25 protein-coding genes are annotated in these 23,305 nt (G+C 37.7%); 1 reads left to right on the top strand and 24 read right to left on the bottom strand.

Annotation, left to right across the window (positions count from 1 at the left end):
* Positions 1 to 446 precede the first annotated feature (446 nt).
* The 6 genes from KQI58_RS20480 to KQI58_RS20455 all read right to left on the bottom strand — a co-directional run bounded on the left by KQI58_RS20480 (position 447) and on the right by KQI58_RS20455 (position 7,704).
* Positions 447 to 833, bottom strand: coding sequence for a hypothetical protein (locus KQI58_RS20480; RefSeq protein WP_216410803.1), 387 nt, complete (start codon positions 831 to 833; stop codon positions 447 to 449).
* Positions 834 to 962: 129 nt separating this feature from the next.
* Positions 963 to 1,490: a hypothetical protein gene (locus KQI58_RS20475; protein ID WP_253296059.1), complete on the bottom strand. Its 528-nt coding sequence runs from the start codon at positions 1,488 to 1,490 to the stop codon at positions 963 to 965.
* Between the two features lie 351 nt (positions 1,491 to 1,841).
* Entirely contained in the window at positions 1,842 to 2,063 is a 222-nt protein-coding gene (locus KQI58_RS20470; RefSeq protein WP_216410801.1) for a hypothetical protein, read from the bottom strand.
* A gap of 99 nt (positions 2,064 to 2,162) precedes the next feature.
* The gene (locus KQI58_RS20465) at positions 2,163 to 3,146 is read right to left on the bottom strand and encodes a Gfo/Idh/MocA family protein (RefSeq protein ID WP_216410800.1); all 984 of its coding nucleotides are present in this window, start codon (positions 3,144 to 3,146) and stop codon (positions 2,163 to 2,165) included.
* Between the two features lie 12 nt (positions 3,147 to 3,158).
* Positions 3,159 to 5,750 (bottom strand): alpha-mannosidase, encoded by a 2,592-nt coding sequence (locus KQI58_RS20460; RefSeq protein WP_216410799.1) that lies wholly within the window; start codon positions 5,748 to 5,750, stop codon positions 3,159 to 3,161.
* Positions 5,728 to 7,704: a fructose-specific PTS transporter subunit EIIC gene (locus KQI58_RS20455; protein WP_216410798.1), complete on the bottom strand. Its 1,977-nt coding sequence runs from the start codon at positions 7,702 to 7,704 to the stop codon at positions 5,728 to 5,730. Before KQI58_RS20455 ends, KQI58_RS20460 begins: the two co-directional genes overlap by 23 nt.
* 129 nt (positions 7,705 to 7,833) lie before the next feature.
* On the opposite strand from KQI58_RS20455, the gene KQI58_RS20450 reads away from it, so the two are divergent.
* Positions 7,834 to 8,580, top strand: coding sequence for a MurR/RpiR family transcriptional regulator (locus tag KQI58_RS20450; protein ID WP_216410797.1), 747 nt, complete (start codon positions 7,834 to 7,836; stop codon positions 8,578 to 8,580).
* A gap of 249 nt (positions 8,581 to 8,829) precedes the next feature.
* Here the strand turns inward: KQI58_RS20450 and KQI58_RS20445 are convergent, their stop codons facing one another.
* The 18 genes from KQI58_RS20445 to KQI58_RS20360 form a co-directional block, all read right to left on the bottom strand.
* Entirely contained in the window at positions 8,830 to 9,621 is a 792-nt protein-coding gene (locus tag KQI58_RS20445; RefSeq protein ID WP_216410796.1) for a hypothetical protein, read from the bottom strand.
* A gap of 173 nt (positions 9,622 to 9,794) precedes the next feature.
* On the bottom strand, positions 9,795 to 10,931 hold the full coding sequence (locus tag KQI58_RS20440; protein ID WP_216410795.1) for a helix-turn-helix domain-containing protein: 1,137 nt from the start codon (positions 10,929 to 10,931) through the stop codon (positions 9,795 to 9,797).
* Between the two features lie 6 nt (positions 10,932 to 10,937).
* On the bottom strand, positions 10,938 to 11,681 hold the full coding sequence (locus KQI58_RS20435; RefSeq protein WP_216410794.1) for a DUF5986 family protein: 744 nt from the start codon (positions 11,679 to 11,681) through the stop codon (positions 10,938 to 10,940).
* A gap of 197 nt (positions 11,682 to 11,878) precedes the next feature.
* The gene (locus KQI58_RS20430; protein ID WP_216410793.1) at positions 11,879 to 13,573 is read right to left on the bottom strand and encodes a recombinase family protein; all 1,695 of its coding nucleotides are present in this window, start codon (positions 13,571 to 13,573) and stop codon (positions 11,879 to 11,881) included.
* A complete protein-coding gene (locus KQI58_RS20425; RefSeq protein WP_216410792.1) occupies positions 13,548 to 14,951 on the bottom strand; it encodes a recombinase family protein in 1,404 nt (467 codons plus the stop codon). The genes KQI58_RS20430 and KQI58_RS20425 overlap by 26 nt, the downstream gene beginning before the upstream one ends.
* A 232-nt stretch (positions 14,952 to 15,183) precedes the next feature.
* The gene (locus tag KQI58_RS20420) at positions 15,184 to 15,786 is read right to left on the bottom strand and encodes a ribonuclease H1 domain-containing protein (RefSeq protein ID WP_216410791.1); all 603 of its coding nucleotides are present in this window, start codon (positions 15,784 to 15,786) and stop codon (positions 15,184 to 15,186) included.
* Between the two features lie 139 nt (positions 15,787 to 15,925).
* A complete protein-coding gene (locus tag KQI58_RS20415) occupies positions 15,926 to 16,546 on the bottom strand; it encodes a hypothetical protein (protein WP_216410790.1) in 621 nt (206 codons plus the stop codon).
* A gap of 19 nt (positions 16,547 to 16,565) precedes the next feature.
* Entirely contained in the window at positions 16,566 to 17,378 is an 813-nt protein-coding gene (locus KQI58_RS20410) for a replication initiation factor domain-containing protein (RefSeq protein ID WP_216410789.1), read from the bottom strand.
* 366 nt (positions 17,379 to 17,744) lie between these two features.
* Positions 17,745 to 18,155 (bottom strand): hypothetical protein, encoded by a 411-nt coding sequence (locus KQI58_RS20405; protein WP_216410788.1) that lies wholly within the window; start codon positions 18,153 to 18,155, stop codon positions 17,745 to 17,747.
* A 400-nt stretch (positions 18,156 to 18,555) separates the two neighbouring features.
* A complete protein-coding gene (locus KQI58_RS20400) occupies positions 18,556 to 19,701 on the bottom strand; it encodes a hypothetical protein (RefSeq protein WP_216410787.1) in 1,146 nt (381 codons plus the stop codon).
* Between the two features lie 228 nt (positions 19,702 to 19,929).
* Entirely contained in the window at positions 19,930 to 20,865 is a 936-nt protein-coding gene (locus KQI58_RS20395; protein WP_216410786.1) for a hypothetical protein, read from the bottom strand.
* Positions 20,866 to 20,927: 62 nt separating this feature from the next.
* On the bottom strand, positions 20,928 to 21,296 hold the full coding sequence (locus tag KQI58_RS20390; protein ID WP_216410785.1) for a hypothetical protein: 369 nt from the start codon (positions 21,294 to 21,296) through the stop codon (positions 20,928 to 20,930).
* A 16-nt stretch (positions 21,297 to 21,312) separates the two neighbouring features.
* Positions 21,313 to 21,471 carry a hypothetical protein gene (locus KQI58_RS20385; RefSeq protein ID WP_216410784.1) on the bottom strand — a complete coding sequence of 53 codons (159 nt, stop codon included), beginning with the start codon at positions 21,469 to 21,471 and terminating at the stop codon, positions 21,313 to 21,315.
* Positions 21,461 to 21,799, bottom strand: coding sequence for a Mor transcription activator family protein (locus tag KQI58_RS20380; RefSeq protein WP_216410783.1), 339 nt, complete (start codon positions 21,797 to 21,799; stop codon positions 21,461 to 21,463). Before KQI58_RS20380 ends, KQI58_RS20385 begins: the two co-directional genes overlap by 11 nt.
* A gap of 104 nt (positions 21,800 to 21,903) precedes the next feature.
* The gene (locus KQI58_RS20375) at positions 21,904 to 22,476 is read right to left on the bottom strand and encodes a DUF1643 domain-containing protein (protein WP_216410782.1); all 573 of its coding nucleotides are present in this window, start codon (positions 22,474 to 22,476) and stop codon (positions 21,904 to 21,906) included.
* 45 nt (positions 22,477 to 22,521) lie between these two features.
* The gene (locus tag KQI58_RS20370; RefSeq protein WP_216410781.1) at positions 22,522 to 22,671 is read right to left on the bottom strand and encodes a hypothetical protein; all 150 of its coding nucleotides are present in this window, start codon (positions 22,669 to 22,671) and stop codon (positions 22,522 to 22,524) included.
* A complete protein-coding gene (locus KQI58_RS20365; protein WP_216410780.1) occupies positions 22,664 to 22,966 on the bottom strand; it encodes a 4'-phosphopantetheinyl transferase in 303 nt (100 codons plus the stop codon). Before KQI58_RS20365 ends, KQI58_RS20370 begins: the two co-directional genes overlap by 8 nt.
* Before the next feature lie 57 nt (positions 22,967 to 23,023).
* On the bottom strand, positions 23,024 to 23,215 hold the full coding sequence (locus KQI58_RS20360) for a JAB domain-containing protein (RefSeq protein WP_367397959.1): 192 nt from the start codon (positions 23,213 to 23,215) through the stop codon (positions 23,024 to 23,026).
* Between the last annotated feature and the right edge of the window lie 90 nt (positions 23,216 to 23,305).

Genomic DNA, 23,305 nt, shown 5'->3' with positions numbered 1-23,305 from the left:
ACGCTTCTGCCGGAAAGAATCCGATCCGAGGAGGCTCATTGTCAAGGGCAATCGGAGCAATAACACCAAGAGATTCACAACACCTTATAATTTTTGTCAAAAAAAGTGTTGCCATTCCAATACTCGATAATCGTGGGGAATCTTCTTATCTTTGAATAATCGTGATGATGTCTCTTTGATAGTCTCTGTTGAATTCAACTGTTTTTTTAATACTTGTTCATCGACTTCCTATCCAATGTAATAATTTTTCTTGTGTATCAATCGTTTGTTGTTTCTTGCTTTAAACACAAAATAAGCTCAATTATCGATTGAGATAATTGAACTTATTAGTACCACTATATATTTATAAATCGATTTAGCAACATATTTTTTATAATTAACGCAAGTGATATAAAGCGTTTGAAATATTTTCGGTAAAAATATTGTGTTGGATTAACTTTGCACTATCACTCTAATTTTTCAAGCCTACTAATTGCCTTTTCTCCAATAGTCCAATTCATATAAATATTAATATCCTGAATTGAATCAATTACTCTCCATCTATACTCACTACAATTATTCAATAATTCCAACAGCACTGGTTTAACAATATGTTTTTCTAATTTCCCCTTTGTACGTGCAATGTATGCAATCCCTAATGCACTATTAGCTCGAACTTTCTCATCAGTATGTTTTGATAGTTCTACACATATATCTTGTGCCCTTTTCCAATTCGAATGATATTCTCCAACCGAGAGCGGCAATACCATTAACTCTTCTATACTACCTGTCTGAAAAATTTGCTCTATTTCCTTATTACTAATTTCTGGCAAAGGATGATAAATTCTTTTCATATTTCAATACAACCTCACACAGTTTTATTCATATTATTTTTTTAGCTACACCTAAACAAATAGGCAGAAAAATTGCCGATTCCTCAATACAGATTAAACGATTACTATTTGCGTCCTTATTCAAGTTTATTAGCGTTCGCCAAGCCAAACCATACCATCTTTGACTACATAAACTCTTTCGTCAGAAATTTCACTTATCCAATTGGCAGATTCCTTAATTGATTGAACTTCTTCGATCGTATAGAAACCATCATCAATACCTTCCTGTAAGTCATTTTCTGACCATGAAATTAAGTCGAATCCTTTATGCCACAGTAGCTCATTCGCATTCTTGATCGCTAATTCATCTGGCAAGGACTCGACCTTCTCGACTTCAGCAAAGGTATTATCGTAAAAATTCAACATTCCTCTATAACTCGCAACTACTTGAGAATGTAAAATATCCTTTTCAAAAATCCAAATCTTTAAATAGTAAGGTTCACCTAACTCATCCAATGTCTGTTTCCAAGAATCGTAGACATCTATCAATGCTTGAATAATTAACCGCTTGTACCATGATGGTAAAATATGTTTTCTAAACAGTGAATAAAAAGATAAGTTTCCTAATTTCACATAGTCCCTAGAATATTCTTCTAATAGTCCTAAGTTTAAATTCATGTTGTCATTTTTCCAACGATCTACTTCCCTTGCTCTTCTTTTCCATCCTCTGATCTTTTTTCTTCTAAAATCTGGTTTATCGGTCACATAAACACCCTCTCATAAAAAAATATCCCTACTTATGATACGGCTCTGCGTATCGTAAGTGAATGATATTTTTACATTCCTTTAAGACACCCATTATAAAAACAGACAACCCCATCATCATAACGCAAATTATTTAGCTTATAATGATGGGCAATTCTTAGTATCACTTTTGATTAAAAAGTACTCTATCAATTGTGCCTATTGAGAGCTTTTTCTAAGATACTCCTTGGTTAGTTCTTGACTACTCCTTGCTCTTAAATGTTTTTATCCGTAAAACGTAGTGTTGGTTTGGACCATTCCTATTTTTCCACCCCCATTGATAGCGCCAGATTCAATCATTTTATTCAAAAGGTTCCTTGCTACAGTTTCTTTTACGTCTAAAAGATCTTGAACTGCTTTATTGCCAATTTTTCCATTTGATTGAATATATGCGCAAACTTTCCCTTCCCTGGTCATTATATTTCCATCCGATACTTTCTGTGACAAAAAAATACTCACTCATCTATTTTGATGAGTGAGTATTTTAATAAACTAATTTAATTTCTATTCTCAACAGAGTGTAGTGAACATATCAAACGAGAGATTTTACGGCAGCAAATCCTCATTAGGATAACTTAATCCCCACTGCTTACGGCATTGATCCATAATAGACAGAACTTTCCCTGTGACTTCCCGTACGTCCAACTCCGTTTCTGAAGCATTGCGGGCATAGCCGTTGAGGATTTCGATTTCGGAATTGAATACTTGATCTTCATTTCCGATCTCCATTTGCTCCACTCTGCCATCATTCCAATGAATCGTGGCTTTTTCAGCTCTTGGAAAGTCTTCTACTACGATATAGCCTTTTTCGCCTGACAGAACAATTTGTTTAGGCAGCTTTCCGCGAAAAGAGATCATCCCTGTGCCCAGCATTTGCTCGTTATTGCGCAGGATAAAGCTGGATTTTTCATCGACGCCTGTTTCCGATAAGGTTCCGTCAGTAAACACTAACTGACAATCTGTCCCCAAGAAGTAAACGAGGGCAGAAAGCGCATAGGTACCAATATCGAAGAGGGCGCCCCCGCCTTTCTCCCGATCAAAGAAACGATTGGTTGGATCGAACGCTTTCGCACTACCAAAGGTGACATTGATGCCGCTCATGCGTCCCAGATCGCCTGTGTCCGTTAGCTGTTTAAGTTTGCTAAAGAGCGGCATATAAAAGAGGGTAATGCCTTCAATGACTACAAGCTCTTTCTCTTCTGCCAGGCTTTGGATATGCTTGTATTGCTGTGAATTTAGTGTAATCACTTTTTCACAGATAATATGCTTCCCTGCTTTTAATGCCTGAAGCATCAAAGGATAATGGGTTTGATTTGGTGTACCGATATATAACCCCTGAAACACTGCCGAATCTAGCATTTCCGCAAAATCGGTATAGGTGTCATGTACCTGAAATTTCTCTCCGTAGGCTTTTAGTGCCTGCTCGTTAATGTCAAACACTGCACGTACATCATATTTTTGACGGTCTAGCTTTGAAATAAAATCTGAGGCAGCAAACCCTGTTCCGGCGATCGCCCATTGTGTAATCATAAAAAATTCTCCTTAATAATCAACTTTTATTGTTAATAAATCATAGGGTGCCAGTTCAAACACCTGTGCTGCAGACTCTTCCAGCGCAGTTACTATGACTGGCTTGTTAAACAGTCCCACGTCTACCTTCACTGTTTCTCCTGTTGGATTAGCCAGACGAAGGAGGTATTTTCCTTTTTCATAATAAGAGGGGTATACTGCCTGAAGGAGTAGCTCTCCTAACTCTAATCCACCATCTTCCTCCAGTAAAAGCGGAACTTCTGAGCGCTCTTGGATTTTATTGTCTAATCGATAGACAAAATGATTCAGCTGTTGGGCTTGGTAGCTGATCGCTTGTTCCGACAGTCGATCCAATTCTGCAAAAGCGGCTTTCTCGTTAAATACTCCTGCCGTTAATTCAAAATGAAAGTCAAAGACTCTCTGTCCTAAAAGCTGTGCCAAAGGTGTTTGGTGCATCACGTGCCCTTGATTCGTAGTATCTCCGCTAGCTCGCCCTGACCGCCATAGCAGATCCGGCTTGCCAAACTGTCCGGTACTAGTAAATAACGTAAGGTAAAGCTTATTATCACGCACTTCATATTCCTTGAGCCCTTGCCCATAAAAAATAAACTGCTTGTCTGAATCCGCCAAAGCCACAACCTTATCAAAAACATTTAGCGGTGCTGGGTACTCTGGATAGCTCTCTGTATTTGTCAGATCGACTTGGTTATTTTTTAAGAATCCTGTCGTTACTCCCGCATACGTATCACTATTAGCCAACTGAGGATCAAAGACCAAGCGCATGCGATGCGAAAGCACGCAATTATCCACTTCTAATTTTCCATCGACAGAACGCTTTTCAGCGTCTAAAGTAAGGGTTAGCGAATAAGTAACTTCCTTGTATCTGCCGGCTGAATTCTGCCGATCCGCTAAATCAACTGGCAAAGCCGCCGCCCCGTACACGATTAATTTTTTTAAATTCCCGACTACTTGTTTTTCCCCATAATGAAACGGCAAGGCTATTTCTACATCCCCTCGTAAGGGTGAAAAATCATAGGTATCGCCATCATTTCCGCAGTCCATTAATTGAACAAAGTCGGGGATCAATTGATTGTTGTAATAGGCCTGAATATGTCCATTTTCAAAGCTCAGAGCAAAATCTTTTTCAGCGATTTTCAGCTCGTTTCCCTTGTCAGTAACTACCCAAGTTGGTAACTCTTCTTCACTTGCTTCGAAGGAAATGACCTTATAGCCCAATCCTTTCACCCGTGTCTTCACCATAATTTCCAACTCAAAGTACTCCGGCTCAGTTAAGTAGAACTTTCCTTCAGGCTTTTCAATTAAAATGTTCTCTCGGCTCATCGTTTTCTTCTCACTGACAATGTAGGCTTCGTCAATGCCTGCGAACTTGATTTTTTTTGTTTCAGTTAACACCTTGATTTTATAGAACTTCTCCCTTGCTCGTCCCTGGGTGTTGATGAGTAACACTTCATTTTCTGCTAAATCAAGCTTGCGAGCCATTTTTTTCAAGATGACATTTTCAATTCCATCAACGAGTTCATTGGCTTCTTTATAACGGTGCAGGATATCTTCGGCGACATTATCGTACACACAGCCGCCAAGACTGTCATGGGCTTGAGAAGCCAACACTCTTTTCCATGTCTTGATCAACAGCTCTTTAGAAATGTTGATCTCATAACGGCCAGCCAATACGTATAGGGGTTCCAGTCGTTTAATCAGCTTCTGTTCCAGCTCGTAATTTACCTGCTTGATATCCATCCGAACAGAGGAGATCGTTCGGTGGATACGTGCATAAGCGGGTAAGCGAAACTCTCCTTCATAGACAGGCAAGTCCACCTGTTGTTTCACTAAAGATAAGAATTCAGGAAACGAGCTGATTTGATACTGATGCTTACTCTTAGTATTAATTTCTTCCAGCTTTTCCTCTAAATCTCTGACTACTGCCTGCTGATCACCGCCGGCTGGGACTAGTATTGCTTCCTGCTCCTGAAATTGATTTACAAAATCAAGATAACCATCCAGTCGTGTATCAATATACTCCTGATTTGTTTTCAAATTTGGTGAACAGCCATAGCCTTGGGGGATATTTATGGCAAAGACTTCCTTCTCTCCTAAACCTTTCCATCGGAAATAAGGAGTCGATACCTGTTTGGTAAAATCAATTCCTCGCCAGAAAATGACATTGTCTAAACCAATCTGTCGTAATAAAGTCGGCAGCTGGGCGTTAAATCCAAAGGTGTCCGGCAGATAGCCAATCGGCATGTACTCACCATATTTCTTGCAATCCCGTACCCCTATCATGGCATTTCTTAAAAGGGATTCGCCATCTACAAGTAAGCAATCACTTTGCGTAAACCAAGGTCCGATGAATAATTGCTGCTTTTCCACTAAACGCTTCACACGATCCACATTTTCTGGACAGATTTCCAAATATTCATCTAAAATTGAACTCTGAGCATCCAGACAAAAATTGGCTTCTGGATGCTGCTCCAATTCTTCTAAGATGTCAGAAAAAATATCCTCACTTAAAACCAAAGCGTCCGCATTGGTAAAATACCACTCTCTATCCCAATGTGTCTGATTAACTACGCACCCGTTTGTCATTATTTCCTACCTGCTTTACTTTTTTATTAAATAAATATTCTCGAATAAAGATGTTCCCTAGTGCGACGAAAAGTATGCCTGCCGCCAAAGATACCAGGTACATCGGCAAGCCTTGAACCAGCGGCCAGCCCCAAAATTGTGGAATTGGGAACCAGATTTCTACACCGAATAACGTAGCCAATACTGCCGCCAAGGCTGATCCGACTAAGTTCAACGGAATCGTAATCAGTGGATTCTTCAGCGCAAAGGGAATTGCGCCCTCACTAATCCCGATGATGCCTGAAATGAAAGAGGTATAGCCAGCCGCTTCCAACGATTCATCAAAAATGTTCTTTTTAAAGATGTATTGATTCAAAATCACTGACATCCCAATTCCTAACGGCGGGATGATACAGCCTAAAATATTGGCTGTCATCGGGAAGGATTCGTTTGTAGCTAGCGCCAGAGTCACTGCAAAAGCCGCCTTATTAACCGGTCCACCCATATCAAAAGCGGTCGCCATCGCAATGACAATTGCTACCACATAGGTTCCTGAAGATTTACTGATTACGTCAAACAGCAGATTATTCAAGCCGCCACCGATCGGTTCAAAGATTAACATATTCAAAACATACACCACCAAGATACTGAGAAGCGGGATAATTAGCATCGGCTTCAAGGACTGGATATTCTTTGAAAGATGGATTTTGGTATTCAAAAACTTACAGAAATATCCTGCTACATAACCAATAGCGATGGCCCCTAAGAATCCCGACGCCGTTCGCCCTTCAATGCCCGTCAAGCCATACATCATTCCGCCAGCTAGTCCGCCGCCAATAAAACCAGCGGTCATTCCTACTTTTCCAGCAATTGCATTCGCCATAAAAGCAGAGAGCACAGGATACATTAAGCTGAAAATAAAGCCGCCAAACTGATTTAAGTAATATAAAAATGAAATAGCTGAGTTACTGCTGGTGGCGTTTATCGCATCTCCGATTGTGCCGCTTTCAACTCCTAGAAACAGGCCGCCGATTTGTGGAATGGCTGTCATCAATCCTGCGCCGACTACGATCGGAATCATGTAAGAAATTCCGCTCATCAACGCCTGATACATTTCCGATCCGATCGAACCTTTTTCCTGAGTCTCCGTGTTTTGACTTGATGCCCGATACCGTCCCACCGGCTGTTCAACAACTCTCTCGATCAAATCAGCCGCATTTTTAATTGGTTCAGCTACCTTGGTTTTGATAAAAGGGACGCCTTCGTAAATACTCATATTTTGCGGCTCCACATCAGTAGCAAGAATCAAGCCCTTCGCTGATTGGATTTCTTGTTTCGTTGGACGATCCTCGATGCCGTTAGCTCCTTGTTTTTCTACGATTACTCGATAGCCTAATTCCTGCCCCGCCTTTTCCAAAGCCTCTGCCGCCATATAGGTATGAGCGATTCCTGTAGCACAAGCGGTCACACCTAGAATGATGCCATTATTGCTGTTAACTTTCTGATCTGCTTGAGACGCTTTGCGGCTTAGAATCTGAAGAACCTCCTTCTCTGTCTTCGCCTGTTTAATCGCTTCGACAAACTCTGCATTCATCAAACGGCGAGAAAGCTGTGCCAACAGCTCGACATGCAGGTCGCTGGCATTCTTCTCTGGAACGGCCAGTAGAAAGATCAACGATACCTGATTCGCCGGATCAAGACTTTCCCAATCTTGGATAGGTTTTTTCAAACGAATAATGGCGAAAGCGGCTTCATTAATGCTAGTAGATTTTCCATGAGGAATGGCAATCCCATTCTCCAAACCTGTCGGACTTTCCTTTTCCCGTTGATAAAGCGCTTCGATGAATCGTGCTTTATTGGTTACGACTCCCTGCTGCACCAGCTGCTCGCCGACCGACTCAAAGACTTCCGCCTTACTTTGGAATGTTTCCTGCAAAAAAATCAGCCCTGGATTTGTTAACGCTTCAAGTTGCATATCCTTACCTTCTTTCTCTTTTTTTAAAATATAGCATCGCAGGTGCCAAATAGCTTTTACTATCTAAAAGTAAATTTTTACTTTCACTCTTGGCATGGTATATTAATAAAAACAAACGAGGTGATTACTATGAGTCTAATCAAGTATTTTCCAAATTCTAAAGGGACTCTAACCTATGCTGAAAACATCATACTAGACTATCTAGAAAAACATTTAGCAGACATTGGCAAGCTGACGATTACAAAAGTAGCCGAAGATAATAACGTCAGCACTACGACAGTCGTCCGTCTGGGGAAAAAGCTAAATGTAGACAGTTTCAGCCGCTTGAAATATCTTTTAGAAGAGATTTATTTAGAGCAATTGCCGCAGCCTGTGGACAATTTTTACGAAGACATCCAACAAAATTTTCAGTTAACCTTGAAGGAAAATCCAGATGCTCGCGTCCAAAAGGTCGCCAGCCTGTTCCAAAATAAAATCCAGATCTATATTTTTGCCATCGGCTTAACCAAAGCCTGTGGGAATTACTTAGAGTTAGCCTTGCAGCAGCTGGGACTGAATTGCTCTTTGATATCTGACCATCAGATTATTTGGAGCTTTGAAAAGACGACGCCGAACTCATTAGCGGTGTTTCTATCCAATAGCGGAGAATCCGAAGAATTGATCCGCGTTTGCGAAAGAATCAATCAGCTGCCCGACAGCATCACTCTTGCCATCGTCAACTCACCAAGCAGTACGTTGGAAAAGGTCGCTGAGCACGGGATTCACAGTTTCGTAAAACCAGTCATGATCAATAAATCAGATTTCTCGCCCCACTTCTCGTTGATTTTATTGATTGATTTTCTGATCCAATCCTATATCCAGCAGTTGGCTTATTAAAAAAACAACCCACGTGAACGGGTTGTTTGCTCTGCTAAGTATATTATCTGACAAAGAGTTGGATCAAATTTCAAAGTGCTTTTGGGAATCTTTACAGACTAAAATAAAAAAATCAAAACCTATTTTCAAAAGAAAAAAGACTCTCAATAGAAAAACATACTTACTTATGATATGGACTCCCGCATCGTAAGTGAATGATATTTACGCAAGCTTTTTAAAATCAAAGAATCTAGGATTCCTTTTCCATATTCAATCGAACGATGCATCATGGATATTTGCCTCGTAAGTCACTCTCATGCCATCGATCGGTATAAAATCATAGTTTTCTTTTTCCAATTGAGAAATCAATGATTCTAAATTCTTTGTTGAGAATATTTCAAAAGTCGCATCATAAGGATATGCTAAATATGAATTAGCTTGAAAAACAAAAATTACATGACTAATTCTATTTGACAATCCTTGAATAAGTTTCAACACTTGTTTATCTAAATGAGGATAAAAGGGGGTGTAATCTAATCTATGTTTTAAATCTTCTTCATCAATGTTTTTCACTTCTAGTAAACCATCAGTATACTGAATCATAAAAAAACTAAATTTTATATTTTTCAAATTGCTCGTTTCCAAACTATTTAGATGACTAGTACAATTTTGGGATAACGATTTAAGCAAATACGAGTGTTTGTGGCCAGTTTGTTCGTGAGTTTCAGTCAGTTTAGTTCCTTCCCTATTAGTGATTAAGTTTTCAAGTTGTTCTTTCATTTTTGCATCGAAATCTCTGTCTAACTCGGCATTCTTCTTTTTATGATGAGAACCTTTTTTTGTCTCCTTAGCCGAGGTTATTTGAAAATGCTCGATAAATCCACCTTCAAAAACAAAATCTGGGAATGCGTTGGTATCTGGATTTTCTACTGCTTCAAGTATTGCTAGTTTGATTTTCCCTACTTCATCATTTGAACAACCATAAAAATTTACCTTTTCTTCAATACTTTCCAAACTCTTTTGTAACAGACACAAACATTCCTTTTCTTTATCACCACGCATGCTTTATACCTCTCTATATAGTTAATTATTATAAATTTTGTAATACTTAAAAGTAATGCCTACTCTATTTCAAAGATTATTTGAACATCCAACTTTTTTCGATAGCACTAAAGTACCTAAAAAAGAAGATGACAACTAGCTAAGTCATCTTCATCTTTTTATGGTCCTGTTTTTTATCCAAATTTCGACTTTATTTGAACGATATTACTCTGTAATTGTAACTCAGAGATTGGTACATTTAGTAGCTCTGCAAGTACATCTGTAGGAAGAACAACTCCATACTTAAGCTGTAATTCCTTTCTAAATGTCTGTGGATTAATTATCTTCGCATCAACTAATAATTCATAGGCTTGCTTCATTGCAACCGGCCTAGAAACTTTTGCTATTTCGTCAAAAGGTTCTGCTCTTCGCCAACCTCTATAACTCATTTTTTTCTGTATCCGTAAATACTGTTCCGAATCTAGTAGATCTAAACTTTTAGCGCGATAAATCATGCTTGCTCCGGAAACATGCCATTTATTTTTTAGCGCGACATATGCCTCCAAATCCTCTACATTCTCTTTGATATCATCAACAAATTCTTCGGCTGGTAATAAAAAATTTGAAGCAAAGAGATTAGCCTCTTTCTCCATTTGGCGATATTCTTCAGTACCTAACTCTTGTGGATCAATGCTTTTCGAATGCAAAACCCAGTGAGCTATCTCATGAGCCAAGCTAAACTGTTGTCTGAAAAAAGAATTGTTGTCTTGGTCTATCAAAACACAGTAATAGTCGTTTCCATTAACACTACTGTAACTACCGAAAGCATCCACTTTCTCTGAGTGCGAATTGATACTACCAATTAAAAAACCTTTTTCTTCCATTAAAGCCATAATGTTACTAATTGGTTTAGTGCCTAATCCCCATAATTTTCTTAATTCTGAAGCAGCTAAGATCGGATCTTCCGAAAATGATGCATCTTCTAATTTTGGAAAATCAACATATTCTTCAAAATAATTTGCTATAACTCCTAAATACTTTTTCAATAATTCACTTGGTTTTTTCTCTGATTGTGTAGAAGACAACCTACTCCGATAGAACGTCCCATTATCTGAAAAAGAAAATTTGTCCTCTTCTTGAAAAAATCCGAGTGGAAAGTTGAGTTCAGCTACAATTTTCTGATATACCTCTGCACTTGGCTGAGCCATACCTTTCTCATATTTTGAAACCATTTGCTTAGATACTCCTAGTTTTTCGCCAAGCTGAGTAATTGATAATTGCCGAAATCGTCTCGCTTCTCGAAGTCTTGCTCCAACAAATGGCATAGACATTTTTCATCATCCTTTATTTTTCTTCTGCTTTTCCGTATCCTCTTTCAATCTTACAATTCGTTTAACCTTAGTTGGATTTTCTGGGGAGTCAGGATTTTTAAGTTTTACAAGTTGTTTTTCATCACTTGGAGTTTCATACCCATATTCTAGCATATCTGAAACATCAAGAACCTCGCATAGTTCAAAAAGATCATTGAACTTCGCTACCTCAGCACTAATCGCTTCACCATTATGGTAATCTGCGTGTACGATTACTACTTGGCTGATTCTTTCGCCTCTTCCGCCCACTATTCTCTTTATATCCGCTTCTCGTTTTTCAACAACCTTCTGATTATCTTTTTCAGAAATTGGTAGAAGTTCTAACTGTTCCCCATCTAAAGGACTCATTTCCTTATTCAAAAGAAGCAGACTAACTGCATAATGCGTGTATTTACCATGTTTCTGAAATCGATTCTTTACAGCGAGAAGATTACGCGTACTGAACAAAAGATACAAGTTTCCAGAAGTTTGATCAAAAACAGGATCTATCTGCCAGATTTTTGTACGAGGAACATGAAGAACCTCTATATTTTCTGTATCACCAAACTCTTCATCTAACATATCACTTCTTCTTGCCCATACTGCTTGAGTCAATCCATTTCTACTAGACTTAGAAATAGATTTTTGATAGTCTTCGCCTAAGTCTTTTTCTGTAAAGCTCAGTACATTCAAAATTGACTGTACAACACTTTCTTGAAATTGGTTCTTCATTTGTTTCCTCCTACCTATCCGGTTGACTTTTTTAATCATTATCCGATCCTGATAAACCAATTTTAGCATAATTCTATTTTGTGTCAACCTGAAATCCTAGATAATGTTACGCCCCTCCGTAACAATCACCCTAGCTGTTTGGAATAGCTAGGGTTTCGTTATGGATCGCACTGTTCGAATAGATATTCATGATGATTCTATATGACCACTCTAAAAGGTCGCTCCAGCACAAAAAAGACTGTATCCGTTTGTTTGGATACAGTCTCTTGGTATATTTGGTTTAATTGATGAATGACCGTTTCATCAAATGCCATAGTTATTTTTATATCATTCTTATTCAATGGATCAAACTTAACCTCTTGAATAAATGTACGATAGACTTGCTTTATAGCCAACTTATCAGCTGTTTGGAGGAACTTATCTAGGGCTTGGAAAAGTTGTTCTGTATCTTCTATAGTTACTTTCTGATGTTGGTGTTCTAGCACGGAAAGAATCTCTCGTTCCCGTTGTTTCGCAAACATCAACTGTTCCTTCACCTCGTTCTTTCGAAGGAGAATCTCTTCTGGAAAATCACTGGTAATCAATTCAAAATTTTTCCATGTTTCCAGCTTTTCGTTGAGTTCTTCAATATCACCTAGTAACACTGCTAGCTCTTGCTCCAATGGTCGGATCTCTTCCTGTATCTTTTGGTTAATCTCTTTTACCAAAGAAGAAAGAAACTCTGGGATTGTCACCAACTCACGGAGTCGGTCAGCCACAAACTGCTCGGCATGATCCGCTCGGATAGAGTTTGCACTACAGACAGAAGCTCCCTTATTACGGAAATTTGCACAAGAATAATAACGAAGTTTCTTTTTCGTGCCATCCTTTAGTGTATTAGTTACATTGGAAGCTGCCATCGGTCCATGACAAACTGGGCACTTTAATAATCCAGTCAGTACGTTCATACCACGATGATTCCAATTAGGCTGTTTTTGTTCTAGCTCTAACCGTTCCCTTACCTTTCTATACAGCTCTTCTTCGATAATCGGTTGATGAATCCCTTTTTGAACAATTGGATTCAAATTTAACCCTCGTCTACGTTTCTTTTTCCATTGTCGGTATTTTCCATATTCAATAATACCGCCATATTTCTGATTGGATAGGATGGTTTTGACACCACCTGCACTAAAGGCTTTGCCTGTAACAGTTTTTGACCCCTGTTTGTTTAAGTAGTTGGCAATCGCACGATACCCTTCACCTGCTGCATATTTTTCATAGATAACTTGCACAATAGCCGCTCCCTCAGGCTCAATAATCAATGTTTTGCGTCCTTCTTCATCCACTCCACTACAATATCCAAGCATACGTCCCCCTGTAAAACGCCCCTCTTTAGCAATCTCATCCATATTCTCTGCAACAATTTCGCTCGTACGCTCACGTTCGTATTGTGCAGCAACCGCTACAATATTTCTTGAAAAGTTTCCGGATGAGTTGGAAGTATCAATCACCTCAGAAAGACTAATTAGCTTAATATCATACCTTTCTAACGTACTGGCAATACTTAAGAAATCAGTGAGGTCTCGACTGATTCTCGAAATGGAATAAATGATCACACAATCAAATAATCCTTTCTCGGCATCTTCCAGTAATTGAAGTATTCCCGAACGATGGTCAATGTCCCCTCCCGAAATTCCACTATCTGTGTACGTCATCAAATATAGAAATCCTAGTTCTTTCGCTCGTTGAATGATTTTCTCATCTTGCGTTGCTAAGCTCAGACCTTCTTCCGCCTGTCCTGGAGTTGACACCCGTGTGTAACCCGCAACTACCGTAATACCTAACGCTCGTCGTTGTTGTCTATTTAGATGTCTGAAATCAATTTTATTAGGAGACATGGTTTGTTGCTTCATTTCCATCTCCCCCTTGTAATAAATTATAATCCGGTAATTGTTTTAAATATAGACCAACCATTTCATTTGAAGCAGATAGTTCGACTCGTTGAACCAAATCGAAAAGGAAGCAATCCTTTACTTTTTCTTCTGTAAGTATTAATGTAGCTAGTTTTTCTGTTGTTACTGCGCTCTGTTTTTGTTTAGGTTTCATTTCTTCCCTCCTAAGCTGTTTAAGTTGCTCACTGAAATCAGAGAGATTAATCAATTTATTTTCATAGGCAGAAAACAGCTGTTCTTTTCGTTTTTTTACTCTTTTTAACCGCTTAGTTTCAGATTGTTGTTGTTGTTTCTGTTCTTGTTTAACGTGCTGTAATAGCTGTTTTAAAAAGGACTGATTAGCTAAAAATCTTCTGACTCGGGTAAGTAGTTGATTTTCAATCGTTTCTGCTGGTAGCTTGAAAGAGTAGCCATTATCACGATGAATCGGATTAGCACAGGAGTAGTATCTTTTTAAACGACCTTTTTTTGAGCTGTACGTATGACAACTGACATGCCAACCACAGAAACAAATTATCTTTCTTCTTAAAGGGTAATCTAACTCATACACTTTTCCTCTTTGTTTACCTTTACGAAGCTGTTGAACGAGTTCAAAGTCGGCCAATGAAACCACTGCTTGATGCTTCCCCTTATAGATATTTTCTCCTTTCCCAAGCATCCCCGCATACGTGATATTGCCAAGAATTCGATAAATATCCGTTTCTTTAAAACTTCTTCCATAAATACTTTTCCCTCTTTTAGTCAACTCTTTGCAGATTTTTTTATAGCCAAGGCCGGATATGTACAATTTAAAGATAAGTCCAATTGTATCTCCGTCTTTTGGATTCAGTTCAAATCCACCTTCAGCATACTCATATCCATAAGGTGCTGATCCAAGTGGCTTCCCTTCTTTTCGCCTCCGTTCTGCAGCTACAAATGCATGATTGCGACAAGTTTCCAAATAGTTTTGAGAAATTACACCCAATGAATGAATATAAAAGGTACGTACAGATGGCGTCATATCATCAGGAATTTTTTCTTTAGCGGAATGAACATGAACATCATGAAGTTCAAACAATTCCAACAAGTAGGTAAGATCACTTAAATTCCTTGTTAGACGATCATAGCTAGAAATAAATAGGTGCCCATGATCCAGTTTGCCAGATTTTATCCACTCAAGTAATTGTTGCATCTTAGGTCGTTCTAAGCTACGCCCTGATTTTCCTTTTTCAAACAGAAAGTTTTCTTCGGGAATTTCCACACCTATTTTCTTTGCCTCATGTATAGATTCATTTTTCTGTGATCGTAATGCGACCTTCCCTTTTTGCCAATCCGAACTTCGACAATATGCTACATCCATACAACCATACAACTCACCTTTCTTATTTTTAGAAAAAATTAGCGGAAGAAAGCCACTCCCTTCTTCCGCACAGTAATTTAATACAGGTAACGCAAAATTTCTTTTGCCAGTACATTTGCCAATTGATCGAATTGGCTTGTTCCTTCATTGTCTGGCATTTGGTAGAAATCTGTTTTTTCCACATCCATTCCTCCTCACAAGTTTCATTTAACTTATTGCTTGACCCACTACTTTAAATGTTCTTATTTGCCCCTTTCTTTGCTAATCTATCTGCTCGTTCATTAAAATGATCCCCTGTATGGGCAACTACTTTTCTAAATTGCACGTTAATTTTTTCTTTTTTCAAATCAAAATGATACTTATACGCGATTGCTATAGGCGATCTTGCTTCCCATTCACTGGTTATCCATTTTTCAATACCCTCATAGTCATAACAGATTTCAACCGTTTTAAATCCTTTATAGATCGCATAATCTAACGCTTGGAGAACAGCAACAACTTCTCCCCCAATTTGTCTTTGCGATAGGTAGGCTTCGTTGTTTCCTGCCCCGTAGCGAGAATAAAAGGATTTTCCATCCTTGACTCCAACAACTCCCCAACCATACTGCTTATTTTCTTCAGAGTAGCTTCCATCAACGTATAGCTGACATTCTGCTTCATTATCGTGCGTTAAGTAATTATTACTATCCTCTATAAAACGAACTGCTTCCTCTTCTGTGCTAAATTTTTTGTACGATGCCCCGGAAAAACCATGTATCTGCACTTTTGCCTCATCCCAAGTCGTATATATACCAGGAGTAACGCCCTTACGAACCGCGTAAAATGTTTTTTTCATAATAATCCTCTTTCCATATTTCTATTTTTATTTAAAATCCACTTTTATTCCCCTTTATATCAGGAGAAGGATTACTTCCTCCCCCTGATTTTTTCAACCGATTAGCCGCATTGAATTGCTGGTAATTCACCCGCTGAAGCTAGTCACCTAACCAGTTTCGTACTTCTAAATCTTTTATAAAAAAGTGTTGTTGTTTATCTCTACAACTATATTCAATAGTGCCGTTAACATACATTTGCAGACCAATAATTTCCTGACAAAACATTGGGAGTATATGCTTTCTTTCTTCACTTGAAACAAGCCCTTCTCGTTCTTCATTGAAATCAAAATCTTTATTAATTAGGAGCCCAGACAATCGTTTTAGTTCATCAGAAGCACATTCTTCGTCCGCTTGAATCTTTTTTATCAGTTCTAAAAAAGAGCTTCCGTAGCTATCATTGATTGCTAACGGATAATCAATAGAATACTCGAATGTATTTCCGAGAACGATATCAGAAATTGTTAGTTTTGTAACGAATAACTCTACACTCTCACCTAGTAGATTATTGGTTTCTAGAATGTGAGCCTGGTTTATAAGTCCGTATCCTCCGAAGACATTCTGCCCACCTCCGCCAAACAAATCATCTAGCAGGTCTTTGCTGTCTTTATGGAAGATCTCTTTAGCTGGCATGTTGATTGAGCTATGGTTTTCTTGTGAAGCAGTATCCTCTTTAATGAGAGACTTCCAATTTTCTTCGTCATAGTTGTGTTTGTTGTACATATTAAATTCCTCACTTTCGTTAGTAGGGTTCCTTAGTGTTATCTTTCTTTAAGTTGATATTTAGACCGTATAATCTTTGTTGTTTAATAGATGTTAGGTAGGATTGGTACCACTTTGCTAAAGGTTGCCGTCTTAATTCGGAACGTTTATGATAGCCTGACCGAAACTGAATATTCTGTTCCAGTGCTTTTGCCACAAATGCCCCGAAATTTTCTGGCTGATCCAATAACGCAGACAAAAGTTTTACGGCCCAGCTATTTCGAAATCTGATTTCTGTACGAAACCATTCTGACTCACCTTTTGTTTCCAACTGTTTATCATAAATTAATACAGATAAATCACTGGTACGCTTGCCAAAGTATAGGCTGTCACCAATCACTTCTGTCGTTTTAATACGAAACTCGTTAATCAATCGGCTCGTTTGGAATCTAGAAGTCACTAATCTCCGTTTAAGGTAAGCTAATGCACGTGCTGGCGTTAGGGTTTCTTTGGAATAACTATCGACCGCAATATCTATCCGTTTCACATTAAATCGTTCCAGAGAAACAGTGTCTGCTATTTCAGAAAGCTGCTGAAAAAAGAATAACCAGCTGTGTTCCGTTTCTTTTTCTAAAAAGCGGCACCCATTTGATCGAATCTCCATCAGAACCGTATCTTTCTCTCCTTTATTGTCATAATGAACAAAGATTTTTCTGTTGGTGTACATCTTTTGAAAGCCACGCACATGGCTATCAAGAACTTCCCAATCATTAGGCAAATAGGAGAAAAAATACTCGCTAATGCTTGTAACATCCGTTTGAATAAAGGAGATCAAGACGTAATCAATCAGCATACTTTAGGCTACCCTGATACTACTAGTATTACTTATAGGTTTGAGGGAACTAAAATTCCTGTTAATCATTGTTATACCAACCTTTCTTCGTACTTTAATTCTTCAGATATTTAGTTTTCAATGATCTAGCTTCAGTTACAACGACAGTGGCTTTTGCTACACTTTAGTGACATCGATTCATTTAAAACAAGTATTATTTTCATCACTGTGACACGTTGATTAACAAACATCGGAATAGGATATCCATTGTTTACTATCTTAAAAATTCCCTTTTTCCCGATTAAATATTTGGATGGTATTGGGACCAACTCACTGTTACCAAGCACATGAAGCGCTTGGTAATTGCAGTCAGTTAAATTTGCAAAATCAGGCATCAGCTTCTTCCTCAACCATCCAAGGAAACTGCAAGACCTCTAGAGGAAAAACATCAACTAGATTGTGGTAGGTTTGATTACCATCTCGTGATTTTTTCTTGTGAATAAAACATACGACATCAAAACCAATTAGCTTTTCAAGATCGTAGCACCCTACTTCATTTTGATATACTTCAGTAAAGGCACCAAAAGCCTCTCCGACTGAATAGTTTGTCCCGTTCCCTAAACCAAAAGTATTAATTGAAAAGAATCTATCTGTTCCTTCAATAACGTCGCCTGTCTCTTCATCAAGTTGTTTCATTCTAATCATAATGTTTGACATATTATCTCTTTGAAGATCCATAATCCTTGCAATCATGGGTTCTACCTGTGTTGTATTCAACTTATTCAAATTAAAAACCATTTTTCCACTACCTTTTCCACGTCTTACTTTTTCAATTCAATTTCATATATTCAGTTGTCAAGGTCTTCTTTATAAACCTACTAATTAGGTCTTCCACGAATAAAGAAATTAAGAAAATCCATAACGATCCCCCCTTTTTTTACAGAAACTTTCATCTGGATCTTTTTGAGCTTGTTGCTTTCCATATTTTTCCCTCCGATATAGCTAATATCGGATCACCGGTAACCCTTTTTTGTGGCTGTTTCGTAATTACATATCAACAATACCAAGAAAGAAGAGAAAAGATATGCAGGAAAAAAAGCTAAAAATTTCTTTTTTTTCCCCCTTGACATTTAAAAAACATACAAAAAATAGAGCAACAAAATGATTTTCATCATCTTGATGCTCTATTAGTATTCTTTTAAAACCAAGCTTCTTTATTTTTACCATTCTCTTTACAAGTAAGTATATAAGACAGACGTCCATATCCAGAACTTAAATAAAACGATAAGTAATCAACTGAATCTTCATATGCAAGCCCTACAGAAATAAAATTAGCATAAAGTTCACTCAGTCCTGGAAAGAAAACCTCTGCGATAATAACGTCGAGTAAACTAAATAATGGATAATTATGAATCTCTCTTTGAATCAAATCACTTTCATAGATAATTTCATCTTCTCTCTTTTTTTCAAGTAACCACCAATTAGCATTCCTATCATTTAAAACGGTATAGGTTTCAGTTTCAGGTAAGTTTTCTGTGGTTATATGTGGATCAATCGGTACCATCTCTGACACTTCGTTCTCTTTAATTGATTCAATAAAGTCGGAATAAATATCAAAATAGTAATATGATGAACCATTGAAAATATTGTCCTTTAAAAATTCATCATTCATCTTCTTATTGTCCCATTTAATTCCTTTTCGTCGTTCTTGCTGTTTGTACTCTTCAAACCTTTTATCACGATTTTCTTTAAGTATCTCTGAAAAAAACTTTCTGAAGGATGAGCTATAGGAAGAGATAAATAAAATCTGCAAACTCATATAGCAATTAATATAACCTTTTCCGTAATTTTTAATAAAAGAATCGTATTTTTCTTTATCTTTTTCCGTCTCAGGGCGGATTCTTTTTACTAAAGATTTAGTATTAGCTTTTGATTCTTCCAATAGTGTTTTTAATTGCTTATCATAACGCACATTAGATGGTTTAAAACTTTGAAGTATTAAAATCAACAATAGATTCTCTAAATCATTCAAATTGTTATTTTCGTGACAGATGTTTAGTTTGTCACTGTTCTCCATAAATTTGTCATCTAACTTCTTTTCTATCCAGTCCTGATAACCATTTTCTGAAGTACACTCGACACTATCTATGATACTAACTAAATTAGGAAGGATTTTTTGTACCTCATCAGGATAAACTTCTTTCGTTCTTTTTATTGCAAGCAATAGTAAGTTTAGGCTTCGAATATATTCTAAACCACTATCTTCTCTTTTTAGGGGTCGAAAGTATGTAGCTGGTTCAAACAATGGTGTCAAACTTTTATTCTGATAATCGTAAATATTCATATAATCACCTCAATAGAATCATAATATACAAGCTAAGAGTTTGATAGCCATTTTTCATATTCTTGGGAATTTTGGGTATGTCATTAAGCTATGTATTCATTAGGATTTAACCGAAAAAAATGACCCCACATTCCCAATTTCTTTTGGGTACATGGGGCACTCTCTTACTTTTTATTTACTTTCAGATCAATCATCAATAACTATTCCCAAAAATCCCAAAAATTCTTATCAATCAACAACTACTTCAGCATCAGTATATGCTTTCACTATTGCTATCTCTTCGCTATCCTTTTTTGAAGTTAATCTTACAGTATAAAATTCACCCTTGCTATCTTCTCTAACCCCTTCTACAACTTGAAAAAGTGTATCGCCATTACTGTCCCCGTAGACTTCCCTTACCTTTGCTACGGCTTCCTCTTTAGAGCTAATAACAGGTTCATCATTTTGTGAACTATCATCAGTAATCCCGTTGGCACGCTTGATCTTGTCGCTTATTCTGTCCCGCAAATTGTTATATGATTCATCGTCCATGTGATAAAATCCTTCACTATCAACACTAATCTCTATTTTGGCGCTTGATTCTGTTGTCGCCTGTGCTTGTTCTCTTGAAATAGATTCGGTTACTTCTTTATCATATTTTTTTACCTGCTTATTAATTTTTTTAGCGTACTTAGCTTGAAGATGTTTTGCAATTTTTTCGATCCTTGAATCTAAAGGTTCAAAAGAATAGATATTTTCATAATATGGATCAGTCAACTCATGGTAAGCATTAGGTAGATACCCAGGATCGTCTGAGTCAAAATCCTTATAGATTTTATCAATGCTAACTAGATCATCAATTGGATGTGTTTGTGTACGGACATCATTGATTAAATCAATAACATCGCCTTCATTCGTATTGACTTCAAACTCCGAACCCATATCTTCTAAAATCTGATAGCCTTCTTCGTATTTACCTTTTTGTACCAACTTAACAGCTTCCTCATAACGATTATAAATTGCCACACCGTTTTTATTTACTTTATATGTTTTCCCAAAAACTTTAACTTCCTCACCTTTATTCTTGGAGTTGACCGGTTCATGAGGATTATCATCCCCTTTACAACCGACTAAAAAGAAACCTGCAACTACCAACACTACAACATACTTTATCCACCGTTTCATCTATTTTCCTCTTCTCGCTTTTTTTGATGTTTTTCTTCACTTTTTTCAATTTGAACCGATCATTATCGCTTGAGATCATGCTCTCGCCAACCATCTAAATCATTATATTGACCTTGAAGTTCTGGATAGTAATAGATCATTCTTTTTGCTACTTGTAAAACATTGTAGTCCATCATCCCTAGATCATATGCTTTGAGTCTACCTTGTTTAGAACGAAAATAATTTTTTCCAAGCTTCAATAATTTTTTGGCTTCTCGTTTTGTAGGAATAGATTCCTCTCGATCCTCAATAGTAGTAACCATTTCCTGAATCTTCTTGTAGTTACCTAAACGTGCACCTTCACGAAAACGAATCATATTGAATACTGTTCCTAGGACAAAAAATCCTACGATGGCTAATCCAATGATTTTAAGCATCTTTTGTCTTTGCATTTAGGACAATCCTCCCTTACAACTTATCTGAAAAATGATTCAAAGCAGCCGCGACAAACAGAACAACGATTGCTAATAACCCCGCCTTAAAACCTAGTAGCCAAATCATGAAGAGACATAGAATTATCAACGAACAACAACAGCTTGCTTGATTAAAGCAACTACTATTTTCCATCTTGTTCACTCTTTCTTTCAATATCCGTTAAATAGGGTGGAAAATCGCCCTCATTAACTTCATTAGATTTAGAATTCTTGATTTCTCTCAGCATTCGTTCAACCGATCTCTGACTATAACCAAATCGTCTGGCTAATTCTTGCTTGTTGTATCCAGTGTACTCATTCCGAAGCACTTCCAACATATAGGATCGTGAGATCAATCGAATGGGTAAATTCAATTGCATTCCACGATATTCCTTAAATAGATTAAGTGTTGCGTCTAATCCGATGACTTTTTCAAGTTCACGATATACCTTATTCCACCCTTGCGTGTTGACCTCATTCATCTGCCCTCCCCCATTCAATCCATTTAGTAAAATAATAATAACCCTTCCAAAAAAGCATATCTTGCGGCTTTTTCTGCGACAATTTCTTGTGTTTGTCGCAAGAGTTACTCTTTGGCATCAAATACTTTTGGATCAATATTTGCCAATTTCCAACCTTTCCTACAAGATGGGTTCAAAGGATGTGACCAATTTCCAGTATTGGGATCTGTTAATACTTTCGTCATTTTCTTTTGTTTCGCATTAAGCAAATTGTAAACCGTCTTAGTCTGTTCAAATGCTATCGTATTCGAATGAATTACTGATCCCACTGCAAATATGATCGTCTCTACACCTTTTTGACAGAGCGCCGTACTTAAGGTCTCCATCGTGTTCTCGTCTGTTCCTTTAGAGGTGAATGAAGATGCCGTTGTTAATTCTGTGGAACTAAAGAGATTAACAGCTAGAAAACCAGAGTAGTTTCCAAGCTTTCGAATATTTTGTTCTATTAAAAATAGCGTCAAATCTGTGGTGAACGGCTCAACATCACTTGGTCTAATGGTTATCACGACTGCCAATGGACCGGACTTTTCATTTTTTTTCGCTGATTCCCATTCTCGTCTAAAGACATATCGATGGGTACGCGTTTCCGAGTCTCGCCAAATTTCCGTTTTTACGATCTCCAATTTCTTCTCGATCATTGTGTTCATCCTCTCTATTGTTATCTTTATTAAATAATTTGCGTATTAATCAACGTCACAATCACTGCTGTTGCGATCTTCGCAATCAATCTGAACCACTTCATCGTTGTCACCAATCCTTTCATTTTTCTCTAGTGCCAATAGGATGTCCTGTAGGCATTCAGCTATCGTTTTCCATATTTCAGGACTAATCATAGGACTCACCATTTAAATACCATTGAAGCTTTCCTTCTATTAATAACCCACGAGTAAATTCGTGCTCACTGTGAATATCCGTCAGGAAGTACACCACGTAATCCTTGCCTGATTCCTGATCCACGTATACGAACAAATGAGTCATAACTAATGCTGGTAATTTTTTGTTGCTTATCTGAATAATTGCTGGGTCCAATTCTTCACGTTCAGCAGTAACCGATTCGAATCCCCAGTCTTTTTCAGTTGTTTCAATCCCCGTTTGTTCTCTTAGTATGTTGATTGTTTGATGTAACATTTCAATCCGTCCTCTCTGCAAAAAGAAAACCCCAATGACCAATATCAGTCATTAGGGTTATTCATCCTCTTTAATATGTCCTTCGGCTCTCATCGATAGATACTCTCCACCTGAGCCAATGATAATGTGATCTTGTAATTTAATCTGTAGTAACTTAGCAGCTTTTTCTAAACGAGCGGTAAGTTGAATGTCGGCTAACGAGGCGGTAACGTCTCCAGATGATAGCGATAGGTAAACTTTTGATGTTATCGCCAGTTTTTCCCCCGCTTCACACCGTGCGTACGACTTTCACCGTACACGGCGTTCCCCCGTTAATTAGCTACTTCATGTTTGTCTCAG

Origin of the sequence: Enterococcus raffinosus (genome assembly GCF_018917525.1) — a bacterium.
In the GTDB taxonomy this organism is placed as follows: Bacteria; Bacillota; Bacilli; order Lactobacillales; family Enterococcaceae; genus Enterococcus_A; species Enterococcus_A raffinosus_A.
This window is presented reverse-complemented; position numbering and strand designations above follow the sequence as displayed.